Here is a 13,842-nt window from a genome sequence, read left to right on the forward strand (position 1 = left end):
GGCTCAGCCCTCCTGCTCGATGCGTGCCAGGTTGTCCCGCAGAATCGGGCCGTATTCGTACTTGCCGGCGCAGACGTAGCTGCACAGCGCCAGGTCCTCTTCGTCGAGTTCCAGGGCGCCGAGCTTCTGGGCCATTTCCGTGTCGCCGACGATCAGGTAGCGCAGCAGTTGGGTCGGCAGGATATCCAGCGGCATCACCGCCTCGTAATTGCCTACCGGCACCATCGCCCGCGGGCTGCCGTTGGTGCTGGTGGTGAAGGCGAAACGCTTGCCGCCGAGCAGCCTGGAGACGAACACGTTGAGCAGCGAATGCTTTTCCACCCCGGCGCGCAGGTAGTGGAGGAACTCGCGCTGGTCGCCCTCCTTGAGACAGGACAACTGCAGGTGGTAGCGCCCCAGGTAGGCGTAGGCGCCATGGGCGGTGCGACCGCCCAGCACGGAGCCGGAGATCAGCCGGTTGTTGCCCGGCTGCAGCTGGCCGGCGGCCAGTTCGTCGAGGTTGGCGCCCAAGCGGGTGCGCACCAGACGCGGCTTTTCCACCACCGGACCGGCCAGGGCGATCACCCGCTCGGTCCACAATTGCCCGGTCGTGAACAGCTTGCCGATGGCGATCACGTCCTGGTAGTTCAGGTTCCACACGCTCTTGCCGGCACCCACCGGGTCGAGGAAGTGGATATGGGTGCCGGGCAGGCCCGCCGGATGCGGACCGGCGAAGGCTTGCGCGGTCACGCCGGAGAGCGCCTCGCCGGGTAGCGAAACGCCTTCCGCCTTGCACAGGAACACCCGGGCCAGGCGCCCGAGCACCGTCAGCCCGGCCTGGAAGGCCTCGCCCTGCTCCGCGATAACCACCTGCGGATCGGCGGCCAGCGGCTGGGTATCGATGGCAGTGACGAAAATCGAACTGGGGCTGGACTCGGGATCGGGCACCTTGCTGAACGGCCGGGTCCGCAGCGCGGTCCACAGGCCCGACTGCAACAGGTTGTCGCGGACCTGCTCGGCGCTCAGCGTGGCGAGTTGGTCCGCGGGATAACGGGCGAACTCCAGTTGCTCGTCGCCGTCGAGATCGATGACCACCGATTGCAGGACGCGCTTCTCGCCACGATGGATGGCACTGACCACACCGGCGCCGGGTGCGGTATAGCTGACGGAGGGATTCTTCTTGTCGGTGAACAGCACCTGCCCCAGCTTCACCCGGTCGCCTACCTGGACCGCCATGGTCGGCTTCATGCCGTGGTAGTCGAAACCGATCAACGCCACGCTGCGTACCGGGCGTGCTGCCTCGATGCGCTGTTCGGGGGCGCCGCTGATGGGCAGGTCCAGGCCACGTTTTATCTTGATCATGTCTAGTGCCTAGTGGTCGTGGACAGAAAAGACGAGGCCCAAGTCAGAAAATGACCATCATCGCGCACAACGTACTGAATTGGCACGATTGATGAATGGCCCCGCAAGGTAACTCCGGGATTATAAAGAGCCACCTCCCCGGGAGCCACCCAAGCCGCACACCGGGCCTTGAAACGCGTAACAGAAAACGACAGAAAAACTTGCCCGTGCGAAATGAAAAACGGGAGCCGAAGCTCCCGTCCCGCGCCACCCGCAGGCTCAGGCCTGCTGGCCGAGCCCGCGCCTTTCCGCCAGCGACAGCTTGACCCGGTAGCACAACCACATCAGCAGCAGCCAGAATGGGATGGCGTACACCGAGATGTTGATCCCGGGGATCATCAGCATGATGCCAAGGATGAACACCACGAAGGCCAGGCACAGGTAGTTGCTGAACGGCGACCAGAGTGCCTTGAAGAAGGTGTCCACGCCCTGCCGCTTCATCGCCGCGCGGAACTTCAAGTGCGACAGGCTGATCATCGCCCAGTTGATCACCAGCGCCGCCACCACCAGCGACATCAGCAGTTCCAGCGCCTTGTGCGGCAATACGTAGTTGACGATCACGCAGAGGAAGGTGATCAGCGCCGAGACCAGGATCGACAGCACCGGCACGCCCCGGCGGTCCACAGACATCAGCACCTTCGGCGCGTCGCCCTGGGCGGCCAGGCCGTAGAGCATCCGGCTGTTACAGTAGACGCCGCTGTTGTAGACCGACAATGCTGCGGTGAGGACTACGAAGTTGAGGATGTTGGCCGCGGTGCCGCTGCCGATCAACGAGAAGATCTGCACGAACGGGCTGCCACTGTAGTCGTCGCCGGAAGCGTTGATGGTCTCCACCAACTGGTCCCATGGATACAGCGAGAGCAGCACCGCCAGGGCGCCGATATAGAAGATCAGGATCCGGTAGATCACCTGGTTGATCGCCTTGGGAATCACCTTCCTCGGCTCGGACGCCTCGGCGGCGGTGATGCCCACCAGCTCCAGGCCACCGAAGGAGAACATGATGATCGCCAGGGTCATCACCAGGCCGCTGAGGCCGTTGGGGAAGAAGCCGCCGCGGTCCCACAGGTTGCTCACCGAGGCTTGCGGCCCGCCACCGCCGCCGACCAGCAGGTAGATACCGAGCAGGATCATGCCGATGATCGCCGCTACCTTGATGATCGCGAACCAGAACTCGGTCTCGCCGAAGGCTTTCACGTTGGCCAGGTTGATCGCGTTGATCAGCACGAAAAACGCCGCCGCCGTGGCCCAGGTCGGCACGTCAGGCCACCAGTACTGGATGTACTTGCCCACCGCGGTCAGCTCCGACATGCCCACCAGGATGTACAGCACCCAGTAGTTCCAGCCGGAGAGGAAACCGGCGAAGCCGCCCCAGTACTTGTGTGCGAAGTGGCTGAAGGAGCCGGCCACCGGCTCCTCGACGATCATCTCGCCGAGCTGGCGCATGATCAGGAAGGCGATGAAGCCGCCAATGGCGTAACCGAGGATCATCGACGGGCCGGCCGTCTTGATGACGCCCGCCGAGCCGAGGAACAGCCCGGTGCCGATCGCCCCGCCCAGCGCGATCAACTGGATGTGGCGATTCTTCAGGCCACGCTTCAGCTCGCCCTGGTGCAGATGTTGACCATCCATTGAAAAACCCTAAATCGAAGTGAGTAGTTTCTTGTTCTGGTTATCCACAGAAATGAAAAACGGGAGCCCGAGAGCTCCCGTTTTCCTCTACGCCTCGCGCATCAACGCGGGAAGGCCGGCGGGTTGACCCCAGCCATGTCTTCCATCACGCGCACTACCTGGCAGCTGTAGCCGAACTCGTTGTCGTACCACACGTACAGGACGACACGGTTGTCGTTGCAGATGGTCGCCTCGGCGTCCACCACGCCGGCATGGCGCGAACCGACGAAGTCGGTGGAAACCACTTCCTGGGAGCTGACGAAGTCGATCTGCTTCTGCAGGTCCGAGTGCATGGCCATCTGGCGCAGGTACTCGTTGATCTCTTCGCGGGTGGTGGCCTTTTCCAGGTTCAGGTTGAGGATCGCCATGGACACGTTCGGCGTCGGCACGCGGATCGCATTGCCGGTCAGCTTGCCTTTCAGCACCGGCAGGGCCTTGGCCGCGGCGGTGGCGGCACCGGTCTCGGTGATCACCATGTTCAGCGGCGCGCTGCGGCCACGACGACTGCCCTTGTGGAAGTTGTCGATCAGGTTCTGGTCGTTGGTGTACGAGTGAACGGTCTCGACGTGACCGTTGACGATGCCGTACTGGTCGTTGACGGCCTTCAGCACCGGCACGATGGCGTTGGTGGTGCAGGAGGCGGCCGAGATGATCTTGTCGTCGGCGCCGATGTCGGTGTGGTTGATACCGTGCACGATGTTCTTCAGCGCACCCTTGCCCGGAGCGGTAAGGACCACGCGATCGATCCCCGGGCACTTCAGGTGCTGGCCGAGGCCTTCGGCGTCGCGCCACTTGCCGGTGTTGTCGACCAGCAGGGCGTTCTTGATGCCGTACTGGGTGTAGTCAATCGACGCCGGGTCGTTGGAGTAGATCACCTGGATCAGGTTGCCGTTGGCGGTCAGCGTGTTGTTTTCTTCGTCGATGGTGATGGTGCCGTCGAACGGACCGTGCACCGAGTCCCGACGCAGCAGGCTGGCCCGCTTGACCAGGTCGTTCTCGGCGCCCTTGCGCACGACGATCGCGCGCAGGCGCAGGCCGTCGCCGCCGCCGGTCTTCTCGATCAGGATACGCGCCAGCAGGCGACCGATGCGGCCGAAGCCGTAGAGCACGACGTCGGTGCCTTCGCGGGCATCGCCGTTCTGCTTGCCGGCCACTTCGGCCAGCTCGGCCTTGACGAAGTCCTCGATGCTGCGGCCGTTACCTTCTGCCTTGAACTTGGCGACCATCTTGCCCAGATCGACGGAAGCGGCGCCCAGCTTGAGCTCGCTCATCGCCTTGAGGATCGGGAACGTCTCGTGAACCGACAGCTCGGCGTCATCAGCCATGCGATGACGGGCGAAACGATGCGCCTTCATGATCGCGATCACCGAGCGGTTGATCAGACCACGGCCATGGATCGAGGTCACCACATTGTTATTGCGGTAGAGCTGGCCAATCAGCGGGATCATGGCTTCCGCGATGGCTTCACGATCGATCCATTCACCGAGACACTGGTCGGGCTTCTGAGTCACGGGCAATACCTTCCACATGTAGGGGATGAAAAAAGGGGCTACATTATGACCGCGCCGGCCAGGCTCGGCAATCTGCAGCAGTCGGAAGACTGACATCCAGCAGTCGGGAAAGTTACAATCCGGCGGGTCAAATTCCCGACCGGAGCCCAGCTTGCCCGTGTCCGTACTGCGTCTTCCCAGCCTGCCGGCCAGCGCCGGCAAGCAACACTGGGGCAACCTCCCCGGTGCCGCGCTGAGCCTGGCTGTCGCCGAGGCCGCCAGTTCCGCCAAGCGCTTCACCTTGCTGCTGACCGCCGACAGCCAGAATGCCGAACGCCTGGAACAGGAACTGCGGTTCTTCGCCCCCGACCTGCCGGTATTGCATTTCCCCGATTGGGAAACCCTGCCCTACGACGTCTTTTCGCCGCACCAGGACATCATTTCCCAGCGCATCGCCGCCCTCTACCAGTTGCCGCAGCTCAAGCACGGCGTGCTGGTGGTGCCGATCTCCACCGCCTTGCACCGCCTGGCGCCGACCCGCTTCCTGCTCGGCAGCAGCCTGGTCCTCGACGTCGGCCAGAAACTCGACGTCGAGCGGATGCGCCTGCGCCTGGAAGGCGCCGGCTACCGCTGCGTCGACACGGTCTACGAGCACGGCGAGTTCGCCGTCCGCGGCGCACTGATCGACCTGTTCCCGATGGGCAGCGAGTTGCCCTTCCGTATCGACCTGTTCGACGACGAGATCGAGACCCTGCGCACCTTCGACCCGGAGACCCAGCGCTCCATCGACAAGGTCGAGTCGATCCGCCTGCTGCCGGCACGCGAATTCCCCCTGAACAAGGAAGCGGTCACCGGTTTCCGCGGCCGCTTCCGCGAGCGCTTCGACGTCGACTACCGGCGCTGCCCGATCTACCAGGACCTCGCCAGCGGTTTGACACCCTCGGGAATCGAGTACTACCTGCCGCTGTTCTTCGAGGAAACCGCGACCCTCTTCGACTACCTGCCACAAGACACCCAGGTGTTCTCCCTGCCCGGCATCGAACAGGCCGCCGAGCAGTTCTGGAATGACGTACGCAGCCGCTACGAGGACCGCCGGGTCGATCCGGAACGGCCATTGCTGCCGCCGGCGGAAGTGTTCCTTCCGGTGGAAGACTGCTTCGCCCGGCTGAAGAACTGGCCACGGGTGGTCGCCAGCCAGGAGGACGTCGAGCCGGGCGTCGGGCGCGAGCGCTTCCCGGCCCTGCCGCTGCCGAACCTGGCGATCGAAGCCAAGGCCGCCGAGCCGCTGGCCGCGCTGCGCCGGTTCATCGAGGAGTTCCCCGGCCGCGTACTGTTCTGCGCCGAATCGCCCGGACGCCGGGAAGTCCTGCTGGAGCTGCTGGCCCGACTGAAGCTGCGCCCCGAGGAAGTCGACGGCTGGCCGGCCTTCCTCGCCAGCCAGGCACGCCTGGCGATCAGCATCGCGCCGCTGGACGAGGGCCTGCTGCTGGACCATCCGGCACTCGCCCTGGTCGCCGAAAGCCCGCTGTTCGGCCAGCGCGTCATGCAGCGCCGGCGCCGGGAAAAGACCCGAGACGGCGGCGACGCGGTGATCAAGAACCTCACCGAGCTGCGCGAAGGCGCGCCGGTGGTGCACATCGACCATGGCGTCGGCCGCTACCTGGGCCTGATCACCCTCGAGGTGGACAACCAGCAGGCGGAATTCCTCATGCTGCAATACGCCGAGGACGCCAAGCTCTACGTGCCGGTCGCCAACCTGCACCTGATCGCCCGCTACACCGGCGCCGACGACGCCCTGGCGCCGCTGCACCGACTCGGCTCGGAAACCTGGCAGAAGGCCAAGCGCAAGGCCGCCGAACAGGTTCGCGACGTCGCCGCCGAACTGCTCGACATCTACGCCCGCCGCGCCGCCCGCGAAGGTTTCGCGTTCAAGGATCCGCAGGCCGACTACGCGACCTTCTCGGCCGGCTTCCCGTTCGAGGAGACGCCGGACCAGCAAAGCGCCATCGAGGCGGTGGTCGCCGACATGCTCGCGCCCAGGCCCATGGACCGCCTGGTCTGCGGCGACGTCGGCTTCGGCAAGACCGAAGTGGCGATGCGCGCGGCGTTCGTCGCCGTGCATAGCGGCAAGCAGGTGGCGGTGCTGGTGCCCACCACCCTGCTCGCCCAGCAGCACTACAACAGCTTCCGCGACCGCTTCGCCGACTGGCCGGTGAGCGTCGAGGTGATGAGCCGCTTCAAGAGCGCCAAGGAAGTCGAGAACGCCGCGCGGCTACTGGCCGAAGGCAAGATCGACATCCTCATCGGGACCCACAAGCTGCTCCAGGAAGACGTGAAGTTCGCCAACCTGGGGTTGGTCGTGATCGACGAGGAACACCGCTTCGGGGTGCGCCAGAAGGAGCAGCTCAAGGCCCTGCGCAGCGAAGTGGATATCCTCACCCTCACCGCCACGCCGATCCCGCGGACCCTGAACATGGCCGTCTCCGGCATGCGCGACCTGTCCATCATCGCCACGCCGCCGGCGCGCCGCCTGTCGGTGCGCACCTTCGTCATGGAGCAGCAGAACGCGGTGATCAAGGAAGCGCTGCTCCGCGAACTGCTGCGCGGCGGCCAGGTGTACTACCTGCACAACGAAGTGAAGACCATCGAGAAGTGCGCCCGCGACCTCGCCGAACTGGTCCCGGAGGCGCGCATCGGCATCGGCCACGGACAGATGCACGAGCGCGAGCTGGAACAGGTGATGAGCGACTTCTACCACAAGCGCTTCAACGTGCTGGTGGCCTCGACCATCATCGAGACCGGCATCGACGTGCCCAGCGCCAACACCATCCTCATCGAGCGCGCCGACAAGTTCGGCCTGGCCCAGTTGCACCAGTTGCGCGGCCGCGTCGGTCGCAGCCACCACCAGGCCTACGCCTACCTGCTGACACCGCCGCGCCGACAGATGACCCCGGACGCCGAGAAACGCCTGGAAGCCATCGCCAACGCCCAGGACCTGGGCGCCGGCTTCGTCCTCGCCACCCACGACCTGGAGATCCGCGGCGCCGGCGAGTTGCTCGGCGACGGCCAGAGCGGGCAGATCCAGGCGGTCGGCTTCACCCTCTACATGGAAATGCTCGAACGGGCGGTGAAGGCCATCCGCAAGGGCGAGCAGCCGAACCTCGAGCAGCCGCTGGGCGGTGGGCCGGAGGTCAACCTGCGGGTGCCTGCGCTGATCCCCGAGGATTACCTGCCCGACGTGCATGCCCGGCTGATCCTCTACAAGCGCATCGCCAACGCCCCTGACGAGGAAGGTTTGCGCGAGTTGCAGGTGGAGATGATCGACCGTTTCGGACTCCTGCCCGATCCGGCGAAGAACCTGATGCGCCTGACCCTTCTGAAGCTGCAGGCGGAAAAACTTGGAATCCTCAAGGTCGATGCCGGACCGCAGGGCGGTCGTATAGAATTCGCCGCCGATACCCAGGTCGACCCGCTGGTACTGATCAAGCTGATCCAGGGCCAGCCGAACCGCTACAAGTTCGAAGGCGCAACCCTGTTCCGCTTCCAGGTGCCCATGGAACGACCGGAAGAACGCTTCAATACCCTGGAGGCGCTGTTCGAGCGCCTGACACCGCAAACCACCTAAGGATTAGCCTATGCGCTTGTTCCGTTGCCTTGCCCTGCTGCTCTCACTGGCCGCCCCCGCGGCATTCGCCGGCGGTCCCTACCAGGTGGAACTGGTGGTGTTCCGCCAGGCCGGCGATGCCGTGCCGTCCAGCCAGCCGGCGCCGGACGACTGGGCCACCGGCGCACAGCCGCTGGCCAGCGACGCCCTGCGCGCCACCGCGCTCGACAACCAGCTCGCCAAGCTCAGCCAGGACAACGGCTACACCGTGCTGCTGCACAAGGCCTGGCGCCAGGACATCGGCGAGACCCCGGTGAAGATCGCCCTCAGCGAAGGCCAGGAACAGGATCATCATTTCCCGGTGGAAGGTACGCTGACCCTCAGCCAGGTGCGCTTCGTCGACATGGAGGCCGATTTCTGGGTCAATCGCTTCGGCGACGACGGTTTCCTCGCCGGCAGCCAGCACATCAGGCAGGGCACGCGGCTGAAGAATGGCGAACTGACCTATCTCGACCATCCGAGCCTGGGCATCCTGATCAAGGTGGTGCCGGTCGGCGCCCGTCCCGCCGCCCCCAATCCCATGGAAATGGAAGAACAGCAGGCACCGGCGGACGCGCCTCCCGTCGAAGGCGGTTTCGACGCCGCACCTCCTGCGCAATAGCGAAAAAGGCCGCAATAGCGGCCTTTTTTTTCGTTGCGATGGCCGCCTAGCCGGCCAGGACCCGCGCCAACACCTCGCGCACCTTGCCGATGCCATCGTGCAATGCCTGTTCGATTTCGGCCATGGTGATGATCCCCGCCGACTTCCCCGCCGCGGGATTGACCACCAGCGCCAGGCAGGCGTAGGGCAGGTCCAGCTCGCGGGCCAGTGCCGCCTCGGGCATGCCGGTCATGCCGACGATATCGTTGCCGTCCCGCTCCAACCGGGCGATTTCCGCCACCGTTTCCAGGCGCGGCCCTTGGGTGCAGGCGTAGACCCCATGGCTGCTATGCGCCAGCCCCAACGCACGCAACGCCTCGATCAGGCGCTGGCGCAACGGCTCGTCATAGGGGTGGCTGAAGTCGATATGGGTGACATGCTCGATATCGCCGGCGAAATAGGTGTGCTCGCGTCCCGAGGTGTAGTCGATCAACTGGTGCGGCACGCACAGGTGCCCCGTTCCCATCGCCGCATGGATGCCTCCCACCGCGTTCACCGCGATCACCGCCTCGGCACCCGCCTGCTTCAGCGCCCAGAGATTGGCGCGGTAGTTCACCTGGTGCGGCGGGAAGCGGTGCGGATGACCGTGACGCGCCAGGAACAGCACCTCGCGCCCGGCGTAGCGGCCACGCTGGAGCGGCGCGGACGGCGCGCCATACGGCGTTTCGATCGGCAGGGACTCGCTCAGCGTCAGCCCTTCCAGCTGGGTCAGGCCGGTTCCTCCGATAATCGCGTAGACACTCATCGACAGCTCCCTCAATCAATCAGTTGCGCGGCGCGCAACGCGGACAGTGCTTCCAGCCAGCGCGGCTGCTGGCGATAGTCGGTATTCGCGTAGCCCTTGCCGCGCATGCGTTGCAGACGCGACGGCGGGGTCACCTTCAGGCGTTGCAGGGCAGCCAGGGCCAGCTCGGCGGAAGCCCGGTCGTTGCACACCAGACCCATGTCGCAGCCCGCGGCCAGGGCGGCCTCGATGCGGCTGGCGGCGTCGCCGACCACATGGGCGCCGGCCATCGACAGGTCGTCGCTGAAGATCACCCCGTCGAACTTCAGCTCGCCGCGCAGGATCTCCTGCAACCAGCGCCGGGAAAAGCCGGCGGGCTGCGGGTCGACCTGCGGATAGATGACATGGGCCGGCATCAGCGCGTCGAGCTGTCCGGCCAGGCGGGCGAACGGAACCAGGTCGCTGCACCGGATTTCCTCGAGGCTGCGCGCGTCTTCGGGAATCGCCACATGGGAGTCGGCCTCGGCCCAGCCGTGACCGGGAAAATGCTTGCCGGTGGCGGCCATCCCGGCGGCATGCATGCCGCGAATGAAAGCACCGGCAAGCAGCGCGGCACGCTCCGGGTCGCCCTCGAAGGCGCGGCTACCGACCACGGCGCTGCGCTGGTGATCGAGATCCAGCACCGGCGCGAAACTCAGGTCGAGGCCTACCGCCTGCACCTCGGTCGCCATCAGCCAGCCACAGTGCTCAGCCAACTCTTCGGCAATGGGGTTGTCGGCGATCGCGCGCATCGCCGGCAGGCGCACGAAGCCCTGGCGCAGGCGCTGCACGCGCCCTCCTTCCTGGTCGACGGCCAGCAACAGGTCGGGGCGGATAGCGCGAATGGCCGCACACAGTTCGCGAACCTGGGCAGGATGCTCGATGTTGCGAGCGAAGATGATCAGCCCGCCCACCTCGGGGTGGCGCAGGATTTGGCGGTCCTCGGCGGTCAGCCAGGTGCCGCCGATGTCGAGCATCAGAGAGCCTTGCATGAAAAGTCCTATGGCCTGGAAATCAGCGAAGCCCGCCGTCACGGGCCTCAGACAGCGCACACTGTACTGCACCCGGCAGAAAGACTTAAGTCCCGGGGCGGTACCGCGCGCCTGCCAATGGAGCCGGCCCGGCGCATGGAGTTCCGCCCGGAGCACAGAGAAAGGAGAAAGGAAAACGGCGCCCTAGGGCGCCGTCTGCAATCAGGCCTTGGCGGGCGTCTTGTTCCGCGGGCGCAGTTGCGCCCCGGCCAGCAGCGGATCGTCGATGCCGCTCTCGGCGCGCATGCCGGCAGCGAAGAACGGCACCATCAGGTGCATCACCTGCTCGGTGGAAGTGTTCACGCCGAAATCGGTTTCCGCCATCGCCCGCAGGGCCTTGATCCCCGACATGCTGAAGGCGGCTGCGCCGAGCATGAAGTGCACGCGCCAGAACAGCTCGATGGGCGGCAGCTTCGGCGCCGCCTCGTTGACCAGCAGCATGTAGCGCCGGAAGACCTTGCCGTAGACCTCTTCCAGGTACTTGCGCAGGTGCCCCTGGCTCTGGCTGAAGGCCAGGCCGAGCAAGCGCATGAAGATCGACAGGTCGTTGCCGCTGCGCGGCTTCACCGCCATCGCCTGGGACACCAGCAGGTGCAGGAGGTCCTCCAGGGTGGCGTGCTGGGCCTCGGGCTTGGCCTGGCGACGATCCAGCTCCTTTTCCAGGCTGGCGCAGAATGGCCCGAGGAAGCGCGAGAACACCGCCTGGATCAGCGCCTTCTTCGAACCGAAGTGATAATTCACCGCCGCCAGGTTGACCCCGGCCTTGCTGGTGATCAGACGCAACGAGGTTTCGGCGAAGCCTTTTTCCGCGAACAGCTGTTCCGCCGCATCGAGAATGCGTTCGACGGTTTCCGACTGGGCCATGGTTTCTCCGCCTGACAAACACTTGTTTGAAACATACGTTTCAGCCACATCCCTTGTCAAGCGGCAGATGACGCACCAGTCAGGAAAATTACAGAGAAGTCCCGAAAAACGGAAGCAAGACACTGGCCAACTTCATCGTGACGCAGGACGAAATGTCATGCGGAAAATCATTGCCACGCCTCGCTCACTGTATATAATCCCAGTCACTGGATAAAAACACAGAGCGACGACATGCAGAAGCTGACGCCCCGCCAAGCCGAGATCCTCTCCTTCATCAAGCGCTGCCTGGAAGACCACGGCTTTCCGCCGACCCGGGCGGAAATCGCCCAGGAACTCGGCTTCAAGTCGCCCAACGCCGCCGAGGAGCACCTCAAGGCGCTGGCACGCAAGGGCGCCATCGAAATGACTCCGGGCGCCTCTCGCGGCATCCGCATTCCCGGCTTCGAACCGCATGCCGCCAACGACGATGAGGGCCTGCCGGTGATCGGACGGGTCGCAGCCGGCGCACCGATCCTCGCCGAACAGAACATCGAGGAATCCTGCCGGATCAATCCCGCCTTCTTCAATCCTCGCGCCGACTACCTGTTGCGCGTGCGCGGCATGAGCATGAAGGACATCGGCATCCTCGACGGCGACCTGCTGGCCGTCCACGTCACCCGCGAAGCGCGCAACGGCCAGGTGGTGGTCGCGCGGATCGGCGAGGAGGTCACGGTGAAACGCTTCAAGCGCGAAGGCAGCAAGGTCTGGCTGCTGGCGGAAAACCCTGAGTTCGCTCCGATCGAAGTCGATCTGAAGGAGCAGGAACTGATCATCGAAGGCTTGAGCGTCGGCGTGATCCGGCGCTGACAGGAGATACCATGCAGACCTCCCACTCGCTGCCCAGCGCCCAGTTGCCACTGTTCCAGGAAGCGTTCTGGGCCAGCAACGGCGCTCCCTTGCTCGACGATGTCATCGACAGCCCTTCCAGCGCCTCCATCGAGGAACCCGCTGCCTTTAGCGAACTTTCGCTCAGCGGCCTGCCGGGGCACTGCCTGACCCTGCTCGCGCCGATTCTCCGCGAGCTCAGCGAGGAACAGGATGCCCGCTGGCTGACCCTGATCGCTCCGCCGGCGAGCCTGACCCATGAATGGCTGCGCCGCGCCGGCCTGAACCGCGAGCGCATCCTGCTACTGCAGGCGAAGGACAACGCCGCTGCCCTGGCGCTCAGTTGCGAGGCCTTGCGCCTGGGCCGCAGCCACACCGTGGTCAGTTGGCTGGAACCGCTGAGCCGGGCGGCGCGCAAGCAACTGTCCCGCGCCGCCCAACTGGGCCAAGCACAGAGCCTGAATATTCGTCTGGGTTGAAAAAACGGCGGGGGACAGCGTTCAGTGCAGGACGCGGGGGCCTTCGTCATGTTCCATCTCGCCCTCGGCAAGACGACCGGCCATTTGCACGCCGACATTGAACATGGCCTTGGCCACTTCGACATGCTGGCCTTGCAGGAAATTCTTCGCGTCCCCGGAGAACTCCAGGGTCACCAACGCCTCCTCGTCATCGGCGCGACGCAGCACGATGCGCCCGTCGGGCATTTCTACGATTTCAAGGAAGGATGTTGGCATGACAGACGCTCTCTACGAAGACGCGACATTGTAACAGCCCATCCAGTGCATCCCTAGCCCGCATCCGCCTTCCGGTTCCGCTCTCGCGCCTGTAACGGCGGTTCCAGAGCGCCCGGACGGCATCCGCTAAATTTTTTTGCTGGCAAATCAACCGAGTGGAACGGTAGGAAAATTTCCTACCGCTGATCGGCGAATGACGACGGCGTTACAGCTCCGTCAAGCTCTCGCGAAAACGCAGGACCAATTGCTTCAGCGACTGCCGCCATTCCTCGAGGGTTTCGCGAGAAAGCAAGGGGGCGTCTTCGTCGATACTCACGGCAACGATCAACGGTGTGCTGGGGTCGATCTTCGCTGCCTTGGTCGGTCGCGGCGGCAGGAACAGCTCGGAGTAGGCGCCCAGCAACTGGCCCAGCCAGGTTTCCGGCTGCGACGCCAACTCCACCAGCTCAGCCAGCTCGGGGCTGGGCGCGGCCGCCAGCACTTCGGCATTCAGCAATGCATCCACGCGAGGAGCGGCAGCCTGTGGCAGACGGTAGTAACCGGCGATCTCATGGCATACACCAAGCACTGCGCCATAAAGGTGGAACAGCGCCGACTCGCGCTCCCCCTGGATGATCGCCTGGGCATTCATCGCCCGCTCGGCATCGGCTCGCTTCCAGGCCTCCAGAGCCAACCCGGCGAAATACAGCTTCTGGTTGGTGCGGGTATAAAGCTCTTGGGCCATGCCGGTACTCCCGATTAAAA

At 64.8% G+C, this 13,842-nt stretch carries 12 protein-coding genes; 4 read left to right on the top strand and 8 right to left on the bottom strand.

The window, feature by feature from the left end:
* Positions 1 to 3: 3 nt before the first annotated feature.
* The 3 genes from VQ065_RS21020 to VQ065_RS21030 all read right to left on the bottom strand — a co-directional run bounded on the left by VQ065_RS21020 (position 4) and on the right by VQ065_RS21030 (position 4,577).
* On the bottom strand, positions 4 to 1,341 hold the full coding sequence (locus tag VQ065_RS21020) for a Na(+)-translocating NADH-quinone reductase subunit A (protein WP_009313822.1): 1,338 nt from the start codon (positions 1,339 to 1,341) through the stop codon (positions 4 to 6).
* A gap of 258 nt (positions 1,342 to 1,599) precedes the next feature.
* Positions 1,600 to 3,009, bottom strand: coding sequence for an amino acid permease (locus VQ065_RS21025; protein ID WP_003091187.1), 1,410 nt, complete (start codon positions 3,007 to 3,009; stop codon positions 1,600 to 1,602).
* Positions 3,010 to 3,110: 101 nt separating this feature from the next.
* Positions 3,111 to 4,577: a glyceraldehyde-3-phosphate dehydrogenase gene (locus VQ065_RS21030; RefSeq protein WP_009313820.1), complete on the bottom strand. Its 1,467-nt coding sequence runs from the start codon at positions 4,575 to 4,577 to the stop codon at positions 3,111 to 3,113.
* Between the two features lie 139 nt (positions 4,578 to 4,716).
* Here VQ065_RS21030 and mfd point away from each other — a divergent pair, with 139 nt between their 5' ends.
* Positions 4,717 to 8,163, top strand: coding sequence for a transcription-repair coupling factor (gene mfd, locus VQ065_RS21035; RefSeq protein ID WP_003091189.1), 3,447 nt, complete (start codon positions 4,717 to 4,719; stop codon positions 8,161 to 8,163).
* Between the two features lie 10 nt (positions 8,164 to 8,173).
* Positions 8,174 to 8,803, top strand: a complete 630-nt coding sequence (locus VQ065_RS21040; protein ID WP_003091190.1) for a CsiV family protein — start codon at positions 8,174 to 8,176, stop codon at positions 8,801 to 8,803.
* A 46-nt stretch (positions 8,804 to 8,849) separates the two neighbouring features.
* On the opposite strand, the gene VQ065_RS21045 is transcribed toward VQ065_RS21040, so the two are convergent.
* The 3 genes from VQ065_RS21045 to psrA form a co-directional block, all read right to left on the bottom strand.
* Positions 8,850 to 9,587, bottom strand: a complete 738-nt coding sequence (locus tag VQ065_RS21045; protein WP_003091193.1) for an S-methyl-5'-thioinosine phosphorylase — start codon at positions 9,585 to 9,587, stop codon at positions 8,850 to 8,852.
* A gap of 11 nt (positions 9,588 to 9,598) precedes the next feature.
* Positions 9,599 to 10,597, bottom strand: a complete 999-nt coding sequence (gene nagZ, locus VQ065_RS21050; protein ID WP_003091194.1) for a beta-N-acetylhexosaminidase — start codon at positions 10,595 to 10,597, stop codon at positions 9,599 to 9,601.
* Positions 10,598 to 10,798: 201 nt separating this feature from the next.
* Complete coding sequence (gene psrA / locus VQ065_RS21055; protein ID WP_003091195.1) at positions 10,799 to 11,500, bottom strand: transcriptional regulator PsrA; 702 nt, start codon at positions 11,498 to 11,500, stop codon at positions 10,799 to 10,801.
* A gap of 231 nt (positions 11,501 to 11,731) precedes the next feature.
* Here psrA and lexA point away from each other — a divergent pair, with 231 nt between their 5' ends.
* Positions 11,732 to 12,346: a transcriptional repressor LexA gene (gene lexA, locus VQ065_RS21060; RefSeq protein WP_003091196.1), complete on the top strand. Its 615-nt coding sequence runs from the start codon at positions 11,732 to 11,734 to the stop codon at positions 12,344 to 12,346.
* Positions 12,347 to 12,357: 11 nt separating this feature from the next.
* Positions 12,358 to 12,843, top strand: coding sequence for an SOS-induced cell division inhibitor SulA (sulA, locus tag VQ065_RS21065; RefSeq protein WP_003091197.1), 486 nt, complete (start codon positions 12,358 to 12,360; stop codon positions 12,841 to 12,843).
* 21 nt (positions 12,844 to 12,864) lie between these two features.
* Here sulA and VQ065_RS21070 read toward each other — a convergent pair whose 3' ends face one another.
* Together VQ065_RS21070 and VQ065_RS21075 are read right to left on the bottom strand one after the other, a co-directional pair.
* Positions 12,865 to 13,098, bottom strand: coding sequence for a hypothetical protein (locus VQ065_RS21070; protein ID WP_003109483.1), 234 nt, complete (start codon positions 13,096 to 13,098; stop codon positions 12,865 to 12,867).
* A gap of 205 nt (positions 13,099 to 13,303) precedes the next feature.
* On the bottom strand, positions 13,304 to 13,822 hold the full coding sequence (locus tag VQ065_RS21075) for a DUF6586 family protein (protein ID WP_003091199.1): 519 nt from the start codon (positions 13,820 to 13,822) through the stop codon (positions 13,304 to 13,306).
* Between the last annotated feature and the right edge of the window lie 20 nt (positions 13,823 to 13,842).

This window comes from Pseudomonas sp. KBN10P06128 (genome assembly GCF_037574945.1).
GTDB lineage: Bacteria > Pseudomonadota > Gammaproteobacteria > Pseudomonadales > Pseudomonadaceae > Pseudomonas > Pseudomonas aeruginosa.